This window comes from Streptomyces sp. STR69, from assembly GCF_024519455.1.
Taxonomy (GTDB): Bacteria; Actinomycetota; Actinomycetes; order Streptomycetales; family Streptomycetaceae; genus Streptomyces.
Genome location: NZ_JALJRY010000010.1, coordinates 15,115 through 35,658, shown reverse-complemented (window position 1 = coordinate 35,658; position 20,544 = coordinate 15,115). Strand labels below are relative to the sequence as shown.

The 20,544-nt window shown below is 68.6% G+C and carries 21 protein-coding genes and 1 tRNA gene; 10 read left to right on the top strand and 12 right to left on the bottom strand.

What is annotated here, in order from left to right; all coding sequences use genetic code 11:
• The first annotated feature begins 102 nt into the window (after positions 1-102).
• The gene (locus tag OC490_RS19770) at positions 103-1,236 is read left to right on the top strand and encodes an acyl-CoA dehydrogenase family protein (RefSeq protein WP_262059280.1); all 1,134 of its coding nucleotides are present in this window, start codon (positions 103-105) and stop codon (positions 1,234-1,236) included.
• A 13-nt stretch (positions 1,237-1,249) separates the two neighbouring features.
• Here OC490_RS19770 and OC490_RS19765 read toward each other — a convergent pair whose 3' ends face one another.
• The 4 genes from OC490_RS19765 to OC490_RS19750 all read right to left on the bottom strand — a co-directional run bounded on the left by OC490_RS19765 (position 1,250) and on the right by OC490_RS19750 (position 4,648).
• The gene (locus tag OC490_RS19765; protein WP_262059518.1) at positions 1,250-1,579 is read right to left on the bottom strand and encodes a rhodanese-like domain-containing protein; all 330 of its coding nucleotides are present in this window, start codon (positions 1,577-1,579) and stop codon (positions 1,250-1,252) included.
• Between the two features lie 14 nt (positions 1,580-1,593).
• The gene (locus OC490_RS19760; RefSeq protein ID WP_262059279.1) at positions 1,594-2,607 is read right to left on the bottom strand and encodes a J domain-containing protein; all 1,014 of its coding nucleotides are present in this window, start codon (positions 2,605-2,607) and stop codon (positions 1,594-1,596) included.
• A gap of 146 nt (positions 2,608-2,753) precedes the next feature.
• Positions 2,754-4,163, bottom strand: coding sequence for a DUF2252 domain-containing protein (locus tag OC490_RS19755; protein ID WP_262059278.1), 1,410 nt, complete (start codon positions 4,161-4,163; stop codon positions 2,754-2,756).
• A gap of 122 nt (positions 4,164-4,285) precedes the next feature.
• Positions 4,286-4,648 (bottom strand): winged helix-turn-helix transcriptional regulator, encoded by a 363-nt coding sequence (locus OC490_RS19750; RefSeq protein ID WP_262059277.1) that lies wholly within the window; start codon positions 4,646-4,648, stop codon positions 4,286-4,288.
• Positions 4,649-4,778: 130 nt separating this feature from the next.
• Between OC490_RS19750 and OC490_RS19745 the strand changes: the two genes are divergently transcribed.
• Positions 4,779-5,432 (top strand): FMN-dependent NADH-azoreductase, encoded by a 654-nt coding sequence (locus tag OC490_RS19745; protein ID WP_262059276.1) that lies wholly within the window; start codon positions 4,779-4,781, stop codon positions 5,430-5,432.
• Positions 5,433-5,522: 90 nt separating this feature from the next.
• Here the strand turns inward: OC490_RS19745 and OC490_RS19740 are convergent.
• A tRNA-Leu gene (locus OC490_RS19740) sits at positions 5,523-5,606 on the bottom strand.
• A 432-nt stretch (positions 5,607-6,038) separates the two neighbouring features.
• Between OC490_RS19740 and OC490_RS19735 the strand changes: the two genes are divergently transcribed.
• The 7 genes from OC490_RS19735 (at position 6,039) to OC490_RS19705 (ending at position 14,691) form a co-directional block, all read left to right on the top strand.
• Positions 6,039-6,887, top strand: a complete 849-nt coding sequence (locus tag OC490_RS19735) for an FhaA domain-containing protein (RefSeq protein WP_262059275.1) — start codon at positions 6,039-6,041, stop codon at positions 6,885-6,887.
• A 10-nt stretch (positions 6,888-6,897) separates the two neighbouring features.
• Positions 6,898-7,419, top strand: a complete 522-nt coding sequence (locus tag OC490_RS19730; RefSeq protein WP_019055182.1) for an FHA domain-containing protein — start codon at positions 6,898-6,900, stop codon at positions 7,417-7,419.
• 98 nt (positions 7,420-7,517) lie between these two features.
• Positions 7,518-9,071: a Stp1/IreP family PP2C-type Ser/Thr phosphatase gene (locus OC490_RS19725; protein ID WP_262059517.1), complete on the top strand. Its 1,554-nt coding sequence runs from the start codon at positions 7,518-7,520 to the stop codon at positions 9,069-9,071.
• Positions 9,072-9,098: 27 nt separating this feature from the next.
• A complete protein-coding gene (locus OC490_RS19720; RefSeq protein WP_262059274.1) occupies positions 9,099-10,535 on the top strand; it encodes an FtsW/RodA/SpoVE family cell cycle protein in 1,437 nt (478 codons plus the stop codon).
• Positions 10,532-12,019, top strand: a complete 1,488-nt coding sequence (locus OC490_RS19715) for a peptidoglycan D,D-transpeptidase FtsI family protein (protein ID WP_262059273.1) — start codon at positions 10,532-10,534, stop codon at positions 12,017-12,019. The genes OC490_RS19720 and OC490_RS19715 overlap by 4 nt, the downstream gene beginning before the upstream one ends.
• Positions 12,020-12,189: 170 nt before the next feature.
• Positions 12,190-14,202, top strand: a complete 2,013-nt coding sequence (gene pknB / locus OC490_RS19710) for a Stk1 family PASTA domain-containing Ser/Thr kinase (protein ID WP_262059272.1) — start codon at positions 12,190-12,192, stop codon at positions 14,200-14,202.
• Between the two features lie 138 nt (positions 14,203-14,340).
• Positions 14,341-14,691, top strand: a complete 351-nt coding sequence (locus OC490_RS19705) for a peptidase inhibitor family I36 protein (RefSeq protein ID WP_262059271.1) — start codon at positions 14,341-14,343, stop codon at positions 14,689-14,691.
• A 35-nt stretch (positions 14,692-14,726) separates the two neighbouring features.
• Here the strand turns inward: OC490_RS19705 and OC490_RS19700 are convergent, their stop codons facing one another.
• The 6 genes from OC490_RS19700 to OC490_RS19675 are packed head-to-tail and all read right to left on the bottom strand — an operon-like array spanning position 14,727 to position 18,913.
• Entirely contained in the window at positions 14,727-15,482 is a 756-nt protein-coding gene (locus tag OC490_RS19700) for a class E sortase (RefSeq protein WP_262059270.1), read from the bottom strand.
• A gap of 6 nt (positions 15,483-15,488) precedes the next feature.
• Positions 15,489-16,583: a class E sortase gene (locus OC490_RS19695; protein WP_262059269.1), complete on the bottom strand. Its 1,095-nt coding sequence runs from the start codon at positions 16,581-16,583 to the stop codon at positions 15,489-15,491.
• Positions 16,580-17,218 (bottom strand): aminodeoxychorismate/anthranilate synthase component II, encoded by a 639-nt coding sequence (locus OC490_RS19690; RefSeq protein WP_262059268.1) that lies wholly within the window; start codon positions 17,216-17,218, stop codon positions 16,580-16,582. Before OC490_RS19690 ends, OC490_RS19695 begins: the two co-directional genes overlap by 4 nt.
• Positions 17,215-17,412 (bottom strand): hypothetical protein, encoded by a 198-nt coding sequence (locus OC490_RS19685; RefSeq protein ID WP_174479444.1) that lies wholly within the window; start codon positions 17,410-17,412, stop codon positions 17,215-17,217. Before OC490_RS19685 ends, OC490_RS19690 begins: the two co-directional genes overlap by 4 nt.
• 16 nt (positions 17,413-17,428) lie before the next feature.
• Positions 17,429-18,112 (bottom strand): class E sortase, encoded by a 684-nt coding sequence (locus OC490_RS19680; protein WP_262059267.1) that lies wholly within the window; start codon positions 18,110-18,112, stop codon positions 17,429-17,431.
• Between the two features lie 21 nt (positions 18,113-18,133).
• On the bottom strand, positions 18,134-18,913 hold the full coding sequence (locus tag OC490_RS19675; RefSeq protein WP_262059266.1) for a DUF881 domain-containing protein: 780 nt from the start codon (positions 18,911-18,913) through the stop codon (positions 18,134-18,136).
• Positions 18,914-19,055: 142 nt separating this feature from the next.
• On the opposite strand from OC490_RS19675, the gene crgA reads away from it, so the two are divergent.
• Positions 19,056-19,310: a cell division protein CrgA gene (gene crgA, locus OC490_RS19670; protein ID WP_019073554.1), complete on the top strand. Its 255-nt coding sequence runs from the start codon at positions 19,056-19,058 to the stop codon at positions 19,308-19,310.
• 282 nt (positions 19,311-19,592) lie between these two features.
• On the opposite strand, the gene OC490_RS19665 is transcribed toward crgA, so the two are convergent.
• Positions 19,593-20,510 (bottom strand): rhomboid family intramembrane serine protease, encoded by a 918-nt coding sequence (locus OC490_RS19665; protein ID WP_262059265.1) that lies wholly within the window; start codon positions 20,508-20,510, stop codon positions 19,593-19,595.
• Positions 20,511-20,544 lie beyond the last annotated feature (34 nt).

The following is a 20,544-nucleotide window of genomic DNA, read 5'->3' as shown; positions in this document are numbered from 1 at the left end:
ACAACGTTGTCCATGGGACGACCGGCCGACCCGTTCCCTTCTTCTAGAACGTGTTCTATCTTGACGCTCCGTCAGATCAGGTCTTGCGGAAGGACGGGAACCGTGGACTTCACCTTCAGCGAGGAGCAGCAGGCGGCGGCCGAGGCGGCGGCGGGGGTGTTCGCCGATGTCGTGCCGGACTCCGTGCCCAGTCCGGCGGACACCACGGGTGCCGTCGCCGAGGACTTCGACCGGGCGCTGTGGACCAGGCTCGCCGAGGCCGACCTGCTGAGCCTGCTGCTCGACGAGGAGTACGGCGGCGCGGGCCTGGACGCCATCGCCCTCTGTCTGCTGCTGCGGGAGTCCGCGAAGGTGCTGGCCAGGGTGCCGCTCCTGGAGAGCAGCGCCGCCGCGGCGACCGTACAGGCCTTCGGCAGCAAGGAGCTGAGGTCCGGCCTGCTTGCCCGGGCGGCCCGCGGCGAGCTCGTGCTGACCGTCGCCGCGCACGGCCGGACCGGCCACGACCCGGCCGAGCTCGCCGTGACGGCACGGCGGGACGGCGACCGGTGGCTGCTGGACGGCGTGCAGACGGCGGTGCCGTGGGCCCACAACGCGGACCTGGTCGTCGTACCGGCGCACACGGACGCCGACCGGAGCGTCCTCGCGCTGGTCGCCCCGGACCGGGACGGCGTCGTACTCGCCGAGCAGATCTCCACCACCGGCGAGCGGCTCGCCGAACTGCGCCTGGAATCCGTGCCGATCGCCGTGGTCGACGTCATCGACGCCGACGGCGCCTGGGAGTGGCTGCGCGACCTGCTGACCGCCGGCACCTGCGCGCTGGCCCTCGGCCTCGGCACCGCCGTCCTGCGCATGACCGCCGAGTACACCGGCAAGCGCGAGCAGTTCGGGTTCCCCGTCGCGACCTTCCAGGCCGTCGCCGTGCAGGCCGCCGACCGGTACATCGACCTGCGCGCGATGGAGGCCACGCTGTGGCAGGCCGCGTGGCGGATCGCCTCGGGCGCACCGGGCGCGCTGCCCGCCGCCGCGGACCTGGCGGTGGCCAAGATCTGGGCGGCGGAGGGGGTACGACGGGTCGTGCAGACCGCGCAGCATCTGCACGGCGGGTTCGGCGCCGACACCGAGTACCCCCTGCACCGGTACCACGCCTGGGCCAAGCACCTGGAGCTGTCGCTCGGCCCGGCGGCGGCACACGAGGAGGCGTTGGGGGACCTGCTGGCGGCCCATCCGCTGAGCTAGGGGTCCCGAAGTCCTAGAGAACGAAGCCCGGTTGGCCCTCGTCCGTGACGACCGGGCGGCCCGTGGCGGCCCAGACCTGCATACCGCCGTCGACGTTCACGGCGTCGATGCCCTGCTGGGTCAGATACGTGGTGACCTGGGCGGAGCGCCCGCCGGAGCGGCAGATCACGTGGACCCTGCCGTCCTGCGGCGCCGCCTCGGTCAACTCGCCGTACCGGGCCACGAATTCACTGAGGGGGATGTGCAGCGCCCCCGTGGCGTGACCTGCCTGCCACTCGTCGTCCTCGCGGACGTCCAGCAGGAAGTCGCCGTCCTTGAGGTCGCCGACCTCGACCGTGGGCACACCAGCTCCGAAACTCATGACTCGACGCTACCCGACGCTCCGCCCGACGTGTCCGGCTCCCCGAGCAGGGCCGCCAACTCGGCTTCCCGCTCGGCGACTTGTGCGAGCAACTGATCCGCGATCTCGTCCAGGAGCCGGTCGGGGTCGTCCGGGGCGATCCGGAGCATGGAGCCGATGGCGCCCTCCTCCAGTTCCCGGGCGACGAGGGTGAGCAGTTCCTTGCGCTGGGCGAGCCATTCGAGGCGGGCGTAGAGCTCCTCGCTGGCGCTCGGGCCGCGCTCCGCCGGGGCCGGTCCGGCGGCCCACTCCTCGGCCAGCTCGCGCAGCAGCGGGGCGTCGCCGCGGCTGTAGGCGGCGTTGACCCGGGTGATGAACTCCTCGCGCCGCTTGCGCTCGTCCTCGTCCTGCGCCAGGTCGGGGTGGGCCTTGCGGGCCAGCTCGCGGTAGAGCTTGCGGGCCTCCTCGCTGGGGCGCACCCGCTGCGGGGGCCGTACCGGCTGGTCCGTGAGCATCGCCGCGGCCTCCGGGAACAGGCCGTCGCCGTCCATCCAGCCGTGGAACAGCTCCTCGACCGCCGGCATCGGCATCACCCGGGCCCGGGCCTCGTCCGCCAGGCGGATGTCCTCGGGGTCACCGCTGCGCGCGGCCTTCGCCTCGGCGATCTGCGCGTCCAGCTCGTCGAGCCGGGAGTACATCGGGCCGAGTTTCTGGTGGTGCAGCCGGGAGAAGTTCTCGACCTCGATGCGGAAGGTGTCCACCGCGATCTCGTACTCGATCAACGCCTGCTCGGCGGCCCGTACGGCCCGCTCAAGCCGCTCCTCGGGCCGGGGCGCCGCACCGTCCACCGGGGCGGTGCCGGCCGTATCGTCCGCGGGGCTGGTGCCGGCCGCGGCGCCCCCGATGTCCTCGCGCACGGCGCCCTCACCCGCCGGGGCTCCGGCGGCGGACGGCACCTCGGCACCCACCTGCTCCGGCACCGGTTCTCCAACGGGCGCGGACTGGGACTGCTCAGCTTCCGGGGTCGTCACCCGACCAGCGTAGGCCACGGCCCGACCGGCGACGGGGCATCGGCCGCACCGGTGCCGTGCAGCGTGGGTCGTCCTGCCGCTGAAGCGGGACAAGGCCGGGGACGGGGTCCGGCTCCCCGTTCCCCTCCCCACCGCCCGTGCGCCGCCTAGACTCCCAGCTCCGCCGCGATCCGCCCCGACCGCACCGCCCCCACCAGCTCCGCGTGATCCGCCTCGGTGCGGTCGGCGTAGGCGACGGCGAACGTCGCTATGGCCTCGTCCAGTTCGTCGTTCTTGCCGCAGTACCCGGCGACCAGGCGCGGATCGGCGCTGTGGGCGTGGGCGCGGGCCAGGAGGGCGCCGGTCATCCGGCCGTAGTCGTCGATCTGGTCGGCGGCCAGGGCGGCGGGGTCGACGCTGCCCTTGCGGTTGCGGAACTGCCGTACCTGGAACGGCAGTCCGTCGACCGTCGTCCAGCCCAGCAGGATGTCGCTGACGACCTGCATCCGCTTCTGCCCGAGCACCACGCGCCGGCCCTCGTGCGGGACGGGCGGCGCCTCGAACCCGGCGGTCAGCAGATGCGGCACCAGCGCCGAGGGGCGGGCCTCCTTCACCTGGAGGACGAGCGGTTCGCCGCGGTGGTCCAGCAGCAGCACGACGTACGACCGGGTGCCGACGCTGCCCGTGCCGACGACGCGGAAGGCGACGTCGTGCACCGTGTGCCGGGCGAGCAGCGGGAGGCGGTCCTCGGAGAGCGTGCCGAGATACTCCTCCAGGGACGCCGCGACCGCCGCCGCCTCCTCGTCCGGGATCCGGCGCAGCACCGGTGAGGCGTCGACGAAGCGGCGCCCGCCGTCCTCGGCGGCCTCGGTCGACCTGGCCGCGAACCGCCCGCTGGTGTTGCCCCGCGCCTTCTCGGAGACCCGCTCCAGCGTGCCGAGCAGGTCACGGGCGTCGGCATGGGAGACCAACTCCTCGTCCGCGATGGCGTTCCACGCGTCCAGCACCGGGAGCTTCGCCAGCAGCCGCATGGTGCGGCGGTAGGAGCCCACCGCGCCGTGTGCCGCCGTACGGCAGGTGTCCTCGTCGGCGCCGGCCTCCCGGCCCGCGAGCACCAGCGAGGCGGCGAGCCGCTTGAGGTCCCACTCCCAGGGGCCGTGCACGGTCTCGTCGAAGTCGTTCAGGTCGATGACCAGGCCGCCGCGGGCGTCGCCGTACAGGCCGAAGTTGGCCGCGTGGGCGTCGCCGCAGATCTGGGCGCCGATCCGGGTCATGGGGGTGCGGGCGAGGTCGTGGGCCATCAGCCCTGCCGAACCGCGCAGGAAGGCGAAGGGGGTGGCCGCCATCCGGCCCACCCGTATCGGTGTGAGCCCGGGGATACGGCCGCGGCCGGACTCCTCGACGGCGGTCACCGCGTCGGGGCGGGAGCCGTCCAGGTCGAGAGCGGCGTGCGCGCTGCGCGGGACGCTCTCCCGCAGCGACTTCCCCTCCTCCTTGGGCGATCCCTCCACCGGCCAGGTGGCGAAGCCCCGCACCCCGGGCAGCCTGCGCCCCACACCGATTCCGGCCTCGGTCATTCCGACCGCCTCCCCCGCACTTGCGCACGCACGAACATCAACTCGCGACGACCGTACAGCCGGTGGCGAAAACACGTCAGACCCTGTGGACAACTCGGCGCCTGTGGAAAACCCACGCGGCCTCAGCAGTTGCCCGACTCCCACCCCTCGGGCAGATGCACCTTGGCCCACTCGCCGAGTTCCCGGAGCGCCGGGTTCAAGGCCTTGCCGGCCTCGGTCAGCCGGTACGAGACGCGCAGCGGCGGGCCCTCGTCGACCTCGCGGACGAGCAGGCCGGCGGCGCCGAGTTCGGTGAGCCGGTCGGAGAGCATGCGCTCGCTGATGCCGGGGATCGCCCGGCGCAGGTCGGAGAAGTGCATGGGCTGTGCCATCAGGACGGCCACGATCGGTCCGGTCCAGCGCTTTCCGAACAGCTGGAAGACACGGGTGATGCCCTTGTCGACCTGCTTGCACAGGTCCGTGCCGTGTTCCTGCTCGACCGTCATGGCTTCAGGGTACTGCCCTCTTGAATGGGGATGAAAAAAAGTAAGCACCTATGTTATTCATAGTCGAGTACGAAACTTTAGCTACTGCGCAAAGTGTTCGCTCGTCGAGCCCAGCCCCCTGGAGACCCCCATGGCCACGCTTCTGCACATCGACTCCTCCGTGTTCCCCGCCGGCGCCTCCGCCTCCCGCGCGGTCGCCGACGCCTTCCGCACGTCCTGGGAGGAGCAGCATCCCGAGGGCACGGTGATCCACCGCGACCTCGCCGCGCACCCCGTCCCGCACCTCACCGCCGATGCCCACACCGCCGGTTTCGCCGACCCCGCCGCGCACACGCCCGAGCAGACGGCGGCCTTCACCGAGCGCGTGAAGCTCATAGAGGAGCTGGAGCAGGCGGACGCGGTGCTGATCGGCGCCCCGATGTACAACTTCTCCATCCCCTCGACCCTGAAGGCCTGGCTGGACAACGTGATCCTCATGGGCCGCACCGCCGGCACCGAGGACTCGAAGATCAAGGGCACCCCGGTCACCGTGATCGCCAGCCGCGGCGGCGCCTACGGACCCGGCACCCCGCGCGAGGGCTTCGAGTACGTGCAGACCTATCTCCGCGCGGTCTTCGTCGACGCCCTCGGCACGGAACTGGAGTTCATCGTCCCGGAGCTGACCCTGGCCCCGCAGAACCCGGCGATGTCCGACCTGATCCCGCTCTACGAGGCGTCCCGCGAGCGCGCCCTCGACGACGCGGCGGCCAAGGCCAAGGAACTGGCGGAACGGCTCGCCGCCTGAGGCAGGCCCGGACCTGTGATTGTCCTCACCTGAGGTGAGAACCACACAAGAAGAAGCCCCCCAGGTCCGAGACCTGGGGGGCTTCTGTTGTGCGCGAGGGGGGAGTTGAACCCCCACGCCCTTTCGGGCACTGGAACCTGAATCCAGCGCGTCTGCCTATTCCGCCACCCGCGCATTGGGTGTGTCTTCGGGCTGTTCCCCCAAGGGGCTGGCGCCTTCCGACATGCAGAAGATTAGCACGGTGCCCGGGGTGGATTCACATCCCTTATCCGCACCCCGTGACCTGCCCCGGGGACCGCCAGGGACCCCTTCCGAACACCCCGCCCCCCTCGCTACGTATCAACGTGGGCCGGTTCACGTATCAACCTCGTACCGGTAGCGGCCATCTCCCCAGGAGGCGGGCAAGGTCCACAGTCAGGTGCGGGACACTTGTCTGCGGGCCCCTCTACGATCCTGGGCAGAAGTAGTGCAGAAGGAGTTCGACGGGCCGACAAGGGGGAACCAGCCGATTTACCGGCGCGTGGATACGATCAGTAAGCAGTACCAAGGCAGCCGGCACGGCAGTCGGCACGACAAGCAGTGCGGCCACGACGGAGGAGGTGCCCCATGGGAGTCCTGAAGAAGTTCGAGCAACGCCTCGAAGGTCTGGTCAACGGCACCTTCGCCAAGGTGTTCAAGTCCGAGGTCCAGCCCGTCGAGATCGCCGGTGCGCTCCAGCGCGAGTGCGACAACAACGCGACGATCTGGAACCGCGACCGGACCGTCGTACCCAATGACTTCATCGTGGAGCTGAGCACGCCGGACTTCGAGCGGCTCAGCCCCTACTCCGGCCAGCTCGGCGACGAGCTCGCCGGCATGGTCCGCGACTACGCCAAGCAGCAGCGCTACACCTTCATGGGACCCATCAAGGTCCACCTGGAGAAGGCGGAGGACCTCGACACCGGTCTGTACCGGGTGCGCAGTCGTACGCTCGCCTCCTCCACCAACCAGCAGGCACCCGGGGCCGGCGCCCCGGCGGCACCCCCGGCTCCGGCCGCGGGACGGCCCGGCGGCTACGGCTATCCGCCCGCCGGCGCGCCCGCGGGCGCGCCGCCCATGCCGCCCTCGCCGCCGCCGGGCCGAGGCTCCGCGCCGTATCTCCAGTCGGCCCCGGCCGCCCCGGCGGCAGGCGTGCGGATGCGGTACTGGGTGGAGATCAACGGCGCCCGCCATCAGATCTCCCGCGCGACGTTGGTGATGGGCCGCAGCACCGAAGCCGACGTGCGGATCGACGACCCCGGCGTATCCCGCCGGCACTGTGAGATCCGGACCGGAACGCCCTCGACGATCCAGGATCTCGGGTCCACCAACGGCATCGTGGTGGACGGGCAGCACACCACCCGCGCTACGCTCCGCGACGGCTCGCGGATCGTCGTGGGCAGCACCACCATCATTTACCGGCAAGCCGAAGGGTGAAGCGGGGGCAATGTCAGAGCTGACCCTCACGGTCATGCGGCTGGGTTTCCTGGCCGTACTGTGGCTGTTCGTGATCGTGGCCGTGCAGGTCATCCGCAGCGACCTGTTCGGAACGCGTGTCACACAGCGCGGCTCGCGACGGGAAGCCGGACGACCGCAGCAGCAGGCCGCCCGGCAGGCGGCGCCTCCGCAGCAGCGCCAGCAGCAACCGAGCGGGGGCGGCCGGCGCGGCCGTAACGCCCCCACCAAACTGGTCGTCAGCGAGGGAATCCTCACCGGCACCACAGTCGCGCTCCAGGGCCAGACCATCACCCTGGGCCGGGCGCACGATTCGACGATCGTGCTGGACGACGACTACGCCTCCAGCCGGCATGCCAGGATCTACCCGGACCGCGACGGCCAGTGGATCGTCGAGGACCTCGGATCCACCAACGGCACGTACCTGGACCGGTCCCGGCTGACGACCCCCACACCGATTCCGCTGGGCGCGCCGATCCGCATCGGCAAGACCGTCATCGAGCTGCGGAAGTAGTGCCACGTCATGAATGAGCGCGAGCGGAGCGAGCACGCACCGGCGGACCGCCTGGCGGACCCCGGCGCGCTCCCGACCGGAGGGTGGGCACCGTGCGGATGTACCCGGAGCCGACGGGCGAGGTGCGCATGAGTCTGTCACTGCGCTTCGCCGCCGGATCGCACAAGGGCATGATCCGCGAGGGCAACGAGGACTCCGGCTACGCCGGTCCACGTCTCCTCGCGATCGCCGACGGGATGGGCGGCCAGGCCGCCGGTGAGGTCGCCTCCTCCGAGGTGATCTCGACCATCGTCTCGCTCGACGACGACGTGCCCGGCTCCGACATCCTCACCTCGCTGGGCACCGCCGTGCAGCGGGCCAACGACCAGCTGCGGATGATGGTCGAGGAGGACCCCCAGCTGGAGGGCATGGGGACCACCCTGACCGCCCTGCTGTGGACCGGGCAGCGGCTCGGCCTCGTCCATGTCGGGGACTCCCGCGCCTACTTGCTGCGCGACGGGGTGCTGACCCAGATCACCCAGGACCACACCTGGGTGCAGCGGCTGGTCGACGAGGGCCGGATCACCGAGGAAGAAGCCACCACGCACCCGCAGCGCGCGCTCCTGATGCGCGCGCTCGGCAGCGGCGACCATGTCGAGCCGGACCTGTCGATCCGTGAGGTCCGCGCCGGCGACCGGTACTTGATCTGCTCCGACGGGCTGTCCGGAGTCGTCTCCCACCAGACGATGGAGGAGACCCTCGCCAGCTACCAGGGCCCCCAGGAGACCGTGCAGGAGCTGATCCAGCTAGCGCTGCGCGGTGGCGGCCCCGACAACATCACGGTGATCATCGCCGACGTCCTGGACCTCGACACCGGTGACACCCTCGCCGCGCAGCTGTCGGACACCCCGGTGATCGTCGGCGCGGTCGCCGAGAACCAGCTCCACCTGCACGACAACGGCATCATGCAGACCCCGGCGGGACGCGCCTCCGGGCTCGGCCGCCAGGTGCCCGGACAGGGCGGCGGGGGCGGCGAGTTCGGCCCGCCCGGCTCCGGCGACACCACCGGTTACGTCCCCGCGGGCAGCTTCGGGGACTACACCGACGACGACTTCGTGAAGCCCTCCAAGGGCCGCAAGTGGCTGAAGAGATCCTTCTACACCGTGCTCACGCTGGCCGTCATCGGCGGCGGTCTCTACGGCGGCTGGCGCTGGACGCAGACGCAGTACTTCGTCGGCACCAACGGCGAGCACGTGGCGCTCTACCAGGGCATCAGCCAGGACCTCGCCTGGGTCTCGCTCTCGAAGGTGGAGAAGGACCACCCCGAGATCGAACTCAAGTACCTGCCGCCCTACCAGCAGAAGCAGGTCAAGGCGACGATCGCCGAAGGCGGTCTCCAGGACGCCCAGAAGAAGATCGCCGATCTGGCGGTGCAGGCCTCCGCGTGCAAGAAGGAGTCCGAGCGCACGAGTGCCGCGAGTACGGGCTCCACGGCGGGTCAGGGCCAGGCCGGCGGCACCACGGGAACCACCAGCACCTCCCTCACGTCCAAGGCCACGCCGTCACCTTCGGCCTCGACGTCCCCGTCCCCGACCAAGTCTGCAACTCCCAGCCCCGGTCCCAGTCTTTCGGAGGAAGAGCAGCAGGTCGTCTCGCAGTGCAGCAAGCAATAGGCAAGCCGTGAGAGGCCCCGTCACACGATGAGCAGTTCTACCAATTCGCCGACGCACCACACGTCCACGATCGGCTCCATCGGCGCACCGAGCAGACGCAACACCGAGTTGGCGCTCCTGCTGTTCGCAGTCGTCATCCCGGTCTTCGCCTACGCCAACGTGGGTCTGGCCATCAACGACAAGGTGCCGTCCGGCCTGCTGAGCTACGGACTGGGCCTCGGCCTGCTGGCCGGCGTCGCCCACTTCGTCGTACGGAAGTTCGCCCCGTACGCGGACCCGTTGCTGCTGCCCCTGGCCACCCTGCTCAACGGCCTCGGACTGGTCGTCATCTGGCGGCTCGACCAGTCGAAGCTGCTGCAGTCGATCAACCAGGCGGGCAACGCGGCACCCCGGCAGCTGCTGTACACCGCGATGGGCATCGGACTGTTCGCCGTCGTCCTGATCTTCCTCAAGGACCACCGCGCGCTGCAGCGCTACACCTACATCTCCATGGTCGGCGCGCTCGTCCTGCTCCTCCTGCCGCTCGTACCGGGTCTCGGCGCCAACATCTACGGCGCGAAGATCTGGATCTCGGTCGGCGGATTCTCCATCCAGCCCGGTGAGTTCGCGAAGATCGTGCTGGCGATCTTCTTCGCCGGCTACCTGATGGTGAAGCGCGACGCGCTCGCCCTGGCCAGCCGCCGCTTCATGGGCCTGTACCTGCCGCGCGGGCGCGACCTCGGCCCGATCCTGGTGGTCTGGTTCATCTCGATCCTGATCCTGGTCTTCGAGACGGACCTCGGCACCTCGCTGCTGTTCTTCGGGATGTTCATCATCATGCTGTACGTCGCCACCGAGCGGACCAGCTGGATCGTCTTCGGTCTGCTGATGTCCGCGGCCGGCGCGGTCGGCGTGGCCAGCTTCGAACCGCACGTCCAGCAGCGTGTGCAGGCCTGGCTGAACCCGATGAAGGAGTACACGCTCAGCAAGACCGTCCCCGGGCACTCGGCGCAGTCGATGGAGGCCCTGTGGGCCTTCGGCTCCGGCGGCACCCTCGGCACCGGTCTCGGCCAGGGCCACTCCGACCTCATCCGGTTCGCCGCCAACTCCGACTTCATCCTCGCCACCTTCGGCGAGGAACTGGGCCTCGCCGGCATCATGGCGGTCCTGCTCATCTACGGCCTGATCGTGGAGCGCGGCGTCCGCACCGCCCTCGCCGCCCGCGACCCCTTCGGCAAGCTCCTCGCCGTGGGCCTCTCCGGCGCCATGGCCCTCCAGGTCTTCGTCGTCGCCGGCGGTGTGATGGGCCTCATCCCGCTGACCGGTATGACGATGCCGTTCGTCGCGTACGGCGGTTCCTCCGTCATCGCCAACTGGGCCCTGATCGGCATCCTGATCCGCATCAGCGACACCGCCCGCCGGCCGGCCCCCGCGCCCGCCCCCAGTCCCGACGCCGAGATGACCCAGGTGGTCCGCCCGTCATGAACAAGCCCCTGCGCCGGATCGCGCTCTTCTGCGGTCTGCTGGTCCTCACTCTGCTGTTGCGCGACAACTGGCTCCAGTACGTCAAGGCCGACGGCCTCAAGGACGACCCGAAGAACCGCCGGGTCACCATCGCGCGCTACTCCACCCCGCGCGGCGACATCATCGTGGACGGCAACCCGATCACCGGTTCCACCGAGACCAGCACCTCCGGGCTGAACGACCTCAAGTACAAGCGCACCTACAAGAACGGCGCCATGTGGGCGCCGGTCACGGGATACGCCTCGCAGGCCTTCGGCGCCAACCAGCTGGAGTCCATCGAGGACGGCATCCTCTCCGGCACCGACGACCGGCTCTTCTTCCGCAACACCCTCGACATGATCACGGGCAAGGACAAGTCAGGCGGCGATGTCGTCACCACCCTCAACGAGGCCGCGCAGAAGGCCGCGTGGAGCGGTCTGACGAAGCAGGGCGGCAAGGGCGCGGTCGTCGCCCTCGACCCGTCCACCGGCAAGATCCTGGCACTGGCGTCCTACCCGTCGTACGACCCGTCGACGTTCGCCGGGAACTCCACCTCCACGGACGCCAAGGCCTGGCAGAAGCTGCAGAAGAAGTACGACCCGAACGACCCGATGCTCAACCGGGCGCTGCGCGAGACCTACCCGCCGGGCTCCACCTTCAAGGTGGTCACCGCGGCCGCCGCGCTGGAGAACAACCTGTACTCGTCGGCCGACACGGCGACCGACTCGCCGCTGCCCTACATCATGAAGGGCACCACGACCGAGCTGAAGAACGAGGGCAACATCCCCTGCAAGAACGCGACCCTGCGGGAGGCGCTGCGGGTCTCCTGCAACAGCGTGTTCGGCAAGATCGGCTCCGACCTGGGCAACGCGAAGATGCTGGCCGAGGCGAAGAAGTTCGGCTTCGACGCCGAGCAGTTCACGCCGATCCGCTCCAGCGCCTCGGTCTTCTCCGACAACATGAACTCCTCGCAGACCGCGCTCTCCTCGATCGGCCAGTTCAACACCGCGGCGACCCCGCTGCAGATGGCCATGGTCGCCTCCGCGGTCGCCAACGACGGCAAGCTGATGAAGCCGTACATGGTCGACAAGCTCCAGTCGTCGAACGTCGACACCATCGCGCAGACCGAGCCGCAGGAGATGAGCCAGCCGCTGTCGTCGAAGAACGCGCAGATCCTGCAGTCGATGATGGAGACCGTCGTCAAGGACGGCACCGGCAAGAACGCGCAGATCCCCGGCGTCACCGTCGGCGGCAAGACCGGTACCGCCCAGCACGGCGTCGCCAACAGCGAGAACCCGTACGCCTGGTTCGTGTCCTACGCCAAGCTCGCCGACGGCAGTTCGCCGGTGGCCGTGGCCGTGGTCATCGAGGACTCCAGCGCCAACCGTGACGACATCTCCGGCGGCGGTCTCGCGGCCCCCATCGCGAAGAGCGTGATGGAGGCGGTCATCAACAGCAAGAAGTGACCCCGCTCACGTCCCCTTCACATCGGTGCACGTTGCGATACCGGTCCTGTATCGGGTGACGGGCTTGGCCAGGTCACACAGAGCCAGCCGGGTACGGTAGGCCCGGACGGCTAGCCTCCGACCGCACACCCGTGCGGGTCGGGACCGACGGAGAGGGCTGGTAGGGAACTATGGAAGAGCCGCGTCGCCTCGGCGGCCGGTACGAGCTGGGCCAGGTGCTCGGCCGTGGTGGCATGGCAGAGGTCTACCTCGCCCATGACACACGCCTCGGCCGCACGGTGGCGGTGAAGACGCTGCGCGTCGACCTTGCGCGCGACCCTTCCTTCCAGGCCCGGTTCCGCCGGGAGGCCCAGTCGGCCGCCTCGCTCAACCATCCCGCGATCGTCGCGGTCTACGACACGGGCGAGGACTACGTCGACGGGGTCTCGATCCCGTACATCGTCATGGAGTACGTCGATGGCTCCACGCTCCGTGAGCTGCTCCACAGTGGCCGCAAGCTGCTGCCGGAGCGCTCCATGGAGATGACCATCGGCATCCTCCAGGCCCTGGAGTACTCACACCGCAACGGCATCGTGCACCGCGACATCAAGCCGGCGAACGTCATGCTGACGCGCACCGGCCAGGTCAAGGTGATGGACTTCGGCATCGCCCGCGCGATGGGCGACTCCGGCATGACGATGACGCAGACGTCCGCGGTCATCGGCACCGCCCAGTACCTCTCCCCGGAGCAGGCCAAGGGCGAGCAGGTCGACGCCCGCTCGGACCTCTACTCGACGGGCTGTCTCCTCTACGAACTCCTGACCGTACGGCCGCCGTTCGTGGGCGACTCCCCGGTCGCGGTCGCGTACCAGCACGTACGCGAGGAGCCGCAGCCGCCGTCCGTCTTCGACCCCGAGATCACGCCCGAGATGGACGCGATCGTGCTGCGGGCCCTGGTCAAGGACCCCAACTACCGCTACCAGTCCGCCGACGACATGCGCATCGACATCGAGGCCTGCCTCGACGGCCAGCCGGTCGCGGCGACGGCGGCGATGGGTTCGGTCGGCTACGGCGGTTACGGCGACGACCAGGCCACCACGGCCCTGCGCTCCGACGCCGGCGCCACCACGATGCTGCCCCCGATGAACCCGGACGACGGCGGCTTCGGCTACGACGACCGCCCGGACCGGCGCCGCCAGCAGAAGAAGAAGACGAACACCTCGACGATCCTGCTGGTCGTGGCGGCGGTCCTGGTGCTGGTGGGCGCGATCCTGATCGGGAAGTGGGCGTTCAGCGGGGACGGGGGCGCGGACAAGCCGTTCGCGGCGCCGAACTTCGTCGGCCAGACCTACGACACCGCGAAGACCATGGCCGTCAACTCCGGCCTGAAGCTGGCCGAGCCCACCCGCAAGGCCTGCGCGAACGCGCCGAAGGGCAGCGTCTGCTCGCAGGACCCGAAGTCGGGTGTCGACGTCAAGAAGGGCGACACCATCAACCTGGTCGTCTCGACCGGCGCCCCGAAGGTGGTCGTACCGAGCGTCCTCGGCCAGAACATCGACGACGCCACCTCGACGCTCACGAGCGACAAGTACCAGTTCAAGGTGGAGACGAAGCAGAAGGTCTCCGCGGAGGACCCGGGCACCGTCCTGGACCAGGACCCGAAGCTGGGCGCGGAGGTCGAGAAGGGCACCGTCATCACCCTGACCGTCGCCAAGGCCCAGGCGAAGTCCACGGTCCCGGACGTCAGCGGCAAGAGCTGTGACGACGCCAAGGCGCAGATGACCGCGAACAACCTCGTGGGCAACTGCACCGAGGTGGACACCAGCGACCCCAACCTGGTCGGCAAGGTCGTCTCGACCGATCCGCAGGCCAACACCCAGGTCGACAAGAACTCCACGGTCAACATCCAGATCGGCAAGTCCACGCAGGTCCAGGTCCCGAACGTGGTCACCCAGACGGTGAAGAACGCCAAGCAGACGCTGCAGCAGCAGGGCTTCACCAACATCCAGTTCGCCGACGGCAGCGACCAGAGCGACAACGCGATCGTGACCGGGATCGACCCGGGCGCCGGCAACACGGTCGACCCGAGCAACACGACGATCACCCTCACCACCGTGAGTGTCGGAAACGGCAACAACAACGGGGGAAACAACGGGGGCTTCTTCGGCGGGGTGACGGGAACGGCATTCCGCACGGAGGACTGAACAGAGGAATAATTCCCTCGCAGGTGAGACCCGGATGGGCGTTCCGCAATTGCTGTTGATTGCGGAACGCCCATCGGTCTTTTAAGGTCTTCCTGTTTCTCCGGAAACAGAAACGGGTCCCCTGACCAGGGAAGGCAAATGAAGAGAAGAATCATCACGGCAATGCTGGCGGGCACGGCTTCCAGTGTCCTGCTGACCGGTATCACGAACTCCGCGTACGCGATCCCGCCCGCACCTTCGTGCTCGTCCAACATGTGCACGTGGGACAAGAAGGACTACAAGGGGTCCCTCTACACGTCGGCCCTCCACAAGGGCACGTGCTACCTGGACGTACGGGTACGCTCGCTGGTCAACAAGAAGAAGTACAAGGTCCGCTACTACCCGGACAAGAACTGCGCGTCCGACCGTCATTACGACGACATCTGGGGTTATTACGACCTGGAGGCGCAGACCGGCTGGGCCGTCTACAGCTACAAGCGGATTTCATAAGGACGCCGCGGTGACCGGCCGAATATACGGTCCGGTCACCGCAGTTCCTTAGGCGGTGTCCGCGCGCTGTCCACCTTGTCGACGCGGACCAGTTCGCCCCACACCACATACCGGTACCGGGACGTGTACACCGGTGTGCAGGTCGTCAGCGTGATGTAGTGGCCGGCCTTCTTCTTACCGGACTCCACGGGGATCTGGGCGAGGGTCTTGACGTTGTACTTCGAGGTCTCGGGAAGAATGTCGTAGACCTTGTAGACGTACCACTTGTCCTTCGTCTCGAAGACGATCGGGTCGCCCTTCTTGAGCTTGTCGATGTTGTGGAACTTCGCGCCGTGGCCGTCGCGGTGGGCGGCGAGCGTGAAGTTGCCGGTCTTGCCGGTGGTGGGGAGAGCGGCCTTGACGGGGTCGGTGTAGTAGCCGGCGACGCCGTCGTTCAGGACGCTCGTCTCGGTGCCCTTCTCGACCAGCACCTCGCCGTTCTTCATGGCGGGCACGTGCAGGAAGCCGATGCCGTCCTTGGTGTCGAGCGCGCCGGGGCCGGTGTCCTTGTCCTTGGACCAGTTGTTGCGGACCTTGTCGGCCTGTTTGTCGGCCGTGCGGTCGGCGACGACGTTCGTCCACCACAGGGAGTAGACGACGAACAGGCCGAGGATCAGGCCGGCCGTGATGAGGAGTTCACCGAAGAGGCTGATCATCTTCGCGATCGGACCGGTGCCGCGAGGGCGGTCCGGCGGCGACGCGGGCGTGTCGGTCTGCTCTTCGGTGTCGTCGGTGGTCGCTGCCACGTTCATCTGCCCCTACTCGATGAGCGCATCCGGCTTGCCCTTGCTGCGCGGCCGTTCCTCGACCATCTTGCCCCAGACGATCAACCGGTACTTGCTGGTGAACTCCGGCGTACAGGTCGTCAGCGTGATGTAGCGGCCGGGTTTGGTGAAACCGGAGCCCTTGGGGATGGGGTCGATGACGCTGGTGTTGCTCGGCGAGGTCACGGGCAGCGTCTTCGTCATCTTGTAGACGTAGTACATCTCCTGGGTCTCGACGACGACCTCGTCGCCGGGCTTGAGCTGGTTGATGTACCGGAACGGTTCGCCATGGGTGTTGCGGTGCGCCGCCAGCGCGAAGTTGCCGGTCTTGGCGTCCGGCATCGCGGTCTTGAGGGCGCCCTCGCTGTAGTGCCCGACCATGCCCTTGTCGAGCACCTTCTTGTTGCTGACGCCCTCGGCGATCGGCGCCACCACGTCCAGCTTGGGGATGTGCAGGATGGCGAAGCCCTGCCCCGGCGAGAACTCCCCCGGGGCGCGCTTGCCGCTCGCCCAGTCGTTCTGCAGCTGGCTCGCCTCGCTGCCGGCCTGGGCGTGCGCCCGTACGTTCGTCCACCACAGCTGGTAGGTGACGAACAGCAGCATCAGCACGCCGGTGGTGATGAACACCTCGCCGATCGCGCGGCTCGCGACGACCGCGGCACCCGGCTTGTTGGCCCGTTGCCGCCGCCGTGCCTCGACCCGCGAGACGGGCGCGCCGGATCCGCCGGACGCACCGACGGCACCCGATTCGACCCCCTCGGCGGTCTCCTCCGCCGACCCGACGCCCCCATGACGCCCGTGACGGCCCTTGGCGGCCTTTCTGCGGGCCGCACGGCCACCCGACGGGGTTCCTGTGACGGAGGAGGCGGATGAGGCGTCAGACGCCGGTATGGACCGGCCGTGGCCTCGCCGTACCGGCGGCGGGTCCGGTATCCGCAGCGCCATGGTCTCTTCGTCGACCGGACCGTACGGCACCCCGGACGCGCCCTGGGCCGACGCGTCGTACCACTCCTCGAACGCGCCCGGCTCCCCGTACGGCTGCTCCCCGTACGAGGCCTCGGACTCGCGCTCGGGGCGCAGCGCGGTCACGCCGTGGCCCTACCCACCACCGGGGCGAGCCCCGCCGACCTCGCCACGGCACCCTGGTCGCCGCACTCCGCCAGCCAGTTGGCCAGCATCCGGTGGCCGTGCTCGGTGAGCACCGACTCCGGATGGAACTGGACGCCCTCGACGGGCAGTTCGCGGTGGCGCAGACCCATGATGATGCCGTCGTGCGTCCGGGCGGTGACTTCCAGCTCGGCCGGGACGGTGTCCGGCTCGGCCGCCAGGGAGTGGTAGCGGGTCGCGGTGAAGGGCGAGGGAAGTCCGGCGAAGACGCCCCTGCCCTCGTGCTCGACGAGCGAGGTCTTGCCGTGCAGCAGTTCGGGGGCACGGTCCACGACGCCGCCGTAGGCCACCTGCATCGACTGCATGCCGAGGCAGACGCCGAAGACGGGCACCCCGGTCGAGGCGCAGTGCCGCACCATCTCGATGCAGACGCCGGCCTCCTCGGGGGTGCCGGGGCCGGGCGAGAGGAGGACGCCGTCGAAGCCGTCCTGGGCGTGCGCCGTCGACACCTCGTCGTTGCGCAGCACCTCGCACTCGGCGCCCAGCTGGTACAGGTACTGGACCAGGTTGAAGACGAAGCTGTCGTAGTTGTCGACGACGAGAATCCGTGCACTCACTGGTTGTCCACCGTCACATCGTTGAAGGGCAGCAGCGGTTCGGCCCACGGGAAGACGTACTGGAAGAGGATGTAGACCACGGCCAGGGCCAGGACGAGCGAAATCAGCGCCTTGACCCACGCGTTGCCCGGCAGATGCCGCCAGATCCAGCCGTACATGCCGTCCCTTCCGTCGCACCACGGCACCAGACTCACGCCGTACGCCACCAGACTAACGGCGCAGCGCGGCTGGTTTCCCGGCCTCCACAGGCTGTGTGGAGTCCAGGTGTGCCCAGACGATCAGCCGGTGGCTGTGCCCCCACTCCGGATCGCACGTGGTCAGCGTGAGATAGCGGCCCGAGGCCGTGTACCCGGACTTACGTGGCACAGGATCGATCACCTCAATGTCGGTGGGCACTGTTTTGTAAGGCCCTTTGTCGATCCGATACGTGAACCAGGTCGTCCCGTCGGTCAGCACCACCGCGTCACCCTTGCGGAGCTCGGGAAAGTCCACGAAGGGGTTGCCGTAGGTCCGCCGGTGCCCGGCCACCGCGAAGTTCCCGACCTGCCCGAGTTGCGCGGTACCGGCGTAGTGCCCGAGCCCCTTCTGGAGGGTGCTGACGGCCGTGTCCTCAAGAACCGGCTTGTTCCACGTGAAACCAAGCCGCGGGATGTACATGATCGCGAAGGGCTTGCCGTCCTTGTACGCGGCCGGTCTCGCCGGGGCGGTGGGGGTGGGGGCCGCCTTCGGGCGCGCGGTCTGCCGCGACCACTGGTTCTGCAGCTGGTGGATCTGGTCGCTCATCGTGTGGTCGGCCTTCACACCGGTCCAGAAGAGCACGTAGACCACGAAGAGGACGATCAAGGTGCCCACGGTGATGCAGAGTTCGCTGACGCTCCTGACGATCACGCGCACCGGCAGCTCCCGTACGGACGCCTACTCCACTGGCTTCGCGTAGTGCAGATCCACTGTGCCCGAGTACCCCGGAAGAGTCACCGTCCCGTCGTCGGTCACTTTCCACCCGAGCCCGTAGACGTTGACGTACACCATGTAGTTCTGGATCGCCTTGGACGCCGCCAGCGCCTGCTGCAGCTTCCCCGGGTCACCCACGGCCGTGATCTTGTACGGCGGTGAGTAGACCCGGCCCTGGAGGATCAGGGTGTTGCCCACACAGCGCACGGCACTGGTCGCGATCAGCCGCTGGTCCATGACCTTGATGCCCTGGGCGCCGCCCTGCCAGAGGGCGTTCACCACGGCCTGCAGGTCCTGCTGGTGGATGACCAGGTAGTCGGGCTGCGGCTCGGGATAGCCGGGGAGCTTGGCGGTGGCGTTGGGCGGGGCGTCGTTGAGGGTGACGGTGACGGCCTTGCCCTTGAGTTTCTGCGCGCCCGCGCTCTGCTCCAGTTTCGTCAGCTTCTCGTTGTCGGCGCCCGTACCGGTGTCGTCCTCCTTGCGGAGCGCGTCGACCTCGTCACGCAGGACGCCGTTGGCGTCGTTGAGCCGGCCGTTCTTCTCGCTGCGGTTCTGGATGAGGTCGGACAGCTTCAGCAGGGAGGCGTCCGTGCGGATGTTGGTGCCCTTGGCGGTGTTGAAACTGGTGAAGAAGATGAGCCCCGCGAGCGCGAAGACGGCCACCGTGAGAATCCGCGCGGGACGGAAACGGCGGATACCGGCAGGACTGGTACCCGTCCCGGGGGAGTCGGCAGAATTGCTCAACGTACCCTTATCTCCTTCGGCGCCGCGGAAGCACTACGCTAACGGACGCCCGGGGGAGCACTCAGTGTCCCCTTGTACGCTGCCCCGGAGCCCGCCCCAGTTCCCTGCGCGGCCACGCAGCGCATCGACAGGAGAGACCCTCGTGCCGAAGTCACGTATCCGCAAGAAGGCCGACTACACGCCGCCGCCGGCGAAGACGGCGACCGCCATCAAGTTGAACAGCCGTGCCTGGGTCGCTCCGGTCATGCTGGCCATGTTCGTCATCGGACTGGCCTGGATCGTCGTCTTCTACGTCACCGACGGCTCCATGCCCATCGACAGCCTGGACAACTGGAACATCGTGGTGGGCTTCGGCTTCATCGCCGCCGGGTTCGGTGTCTCGACCCAGTGGAAGTAGCGGCGGAAGCTGCGGCTGCCACCCGGTGAACGCAGCTCTGCCCACGGCCTTCCACTGAGTTATCCACAGGCCAGAGAAGTATCCACAGCGGGCCTGGGGAAAAAGAACGACGATCTGTGGATAACCCACTGAGTGTTGACGCTGGTGTGACTGACACACCGGCAACCGCAAGCCTGTTCGCCCCCTGCCTGACCTGCACAAACACGGGTCAGCGACAGGGGGCACAGCTGTTCTCCACGGTATGCACAAGATCCGCCACGCACTGTGGACAACGGTTTGATATCAGCTGAGCTGAGCCGTCCTGATCAGCGTCAACACCACGACGATCACGAGTACGACCGCACAGGTGCCGTACTGGATCAGGGCGCGGCGCTCGCGGGGGGCGTGGACCATCGCGTAGCCGGTGATGACTCCGGCGACGAGGCCGCCGATGTGGGCTTCCCAGGCGATGTTCATTCCCGGGTTGAAGGTGAAGATCAGGTTGATCACCAGGATGGCGATGAGCGGCCGCAGGTCGTAGTTCAGGCGGCGCAGCAGAATGCCGGTCGCTCCCAGGAGCCCGAAGATGGCGCCGGAGGCACCGAGAGAGGGCTGGTTCGGTGCCGCGATGAGATAGGTGAGCGCGCTGCCCGCGAGACCCGAGACGAAGTAGAGCGCGAGATAGCGGGCCCGGCCGAGGGCCGCCTCCAGGGGACCGCCGATCCACCACAGGCTCATCATGTTGAAGATGATGTGGATCGGGCTGGCATGCAGGAACATCGCGGTCAGCAGCCGGTACCACTGCCCGTCGGCGACGCCCTCGTACGGCGGGTAGCCGTTGGCCGAGGCCTTGCCGAGCAGCTCCAGATGGTTGGTGAACTGGTCGCCCACCGACGACAGCTGAACCAGATACACGGCGACGCAGAGACCAATGAGGATCTTGGTGACAAGCCGAGGATCCGCCGCCACCGTGCCACCGGCGATCGTGCGAGGCTGGGCGGCCGTCGGGGCGTGCCCCGTGCCGGAGCCGTCGCGCACGCACTCCGGGCACTGGAAGCCGACCGAGGCGCTGACCATGCACTCGGGGCAGATCGGGCGCTCGCAACGGGTGCAGCGGATGCCGGTCTCGCGGTCCGGGTGGCGATAACAACCCGGCAGGCTCTGGGCGTCCGTGGGCCGCTGTTCCTCCGGGCCCTGCGGGCTGCCTGGCGCCTGATCCATGGGGTCCCCTCAATCCTTCGTACGCAATGCACCG

Bases quoted from the DNA above. Each gene is read 5' to 3' on its own strand.
- OC490_RS19755 (WP_262059278.1), bottom strand. From the start codon at position 4,163: ATGACCGAGGCCGGAATCGGTGTGGGGCGCAGGCTGCCCGGGGTGCGG.
- OC490_RS19750 (WP_262059277.1), bottom strand. From the start codon at position 4,648: ATGACGGTCGAGCAGGAACACGGCACGGACCTGTGCAAGCAGGTCGAC.
- OC490_RS19745 (WP_262059276.1), top strand. From the start codon at position 4,779: ATGGCCACGCTTCTGCACATCGACTCCTCCGTGTTCCCCGCCGGCGCC.
- OC490_RS19735 (WP_262059275.1), top strand. From the start codon at position 6,039: ATGGGAGTCCTGAAGAAGTTCGAGCAACGCCTCGAAGGTCTGGTCAAC.
- OC490_RS19730 (WP_019055182.1), top strand. From the start codon at position 6,898: ATGTCAGAGCTGACCCTCACGGTCATGCGGCTGGGTTTCCTGGCCGTA.
- OC490_RS19725 (WP_262059517.1), top strand. From the start codon at position 7,518: ATGTACCCGGAGCCGACGGGCGAGGTGCGCATGAGTCTGTCACTGCGC.
- OC490_RS19720 (WP_262059274.1), top strand. From the start codon at position 9,099: ATGAGCAGTTCTACCAATTCGCCGACGCACCACACGTCCACGATCGGC.
- OC490_RS19715 (WP_262059273.1), top strand. From the start codon at position 10,532: ATGAACAAGCCCCTGCGCCGGATCGCGCTCTTCTGCGGTCTGCTGGTC.
- pknB (WP_262059272.1), top strand. From the start codon at position 12,190: ATGGAAGAGCCGCGTCGCCTCGGCGGCCGGTACGAGCTGGGCCAGGTG.
- OC490_RS19705 (WP_262059271.1), top strand. From the start codon at position 14,341: ATGAAGAGAAGAATCATCACGGCAATGCTGGCGGGCACGGCTTCCAGT.
- OC490_RS19700 (WP_262059270.1), bottom strand. From the start codon at position 15,482: ATGAACGTGGCAGCGACCACCGACGACACCGAAGAGCAGACCGACACG.
- OC490_RS19665 (WP_262059265.1), bottom strand. From the start codon at position 20,510: ATGGATCAGGCGCCAGGCAGCCCGCAGGGCCCGGAGGAACAGCGGCCC.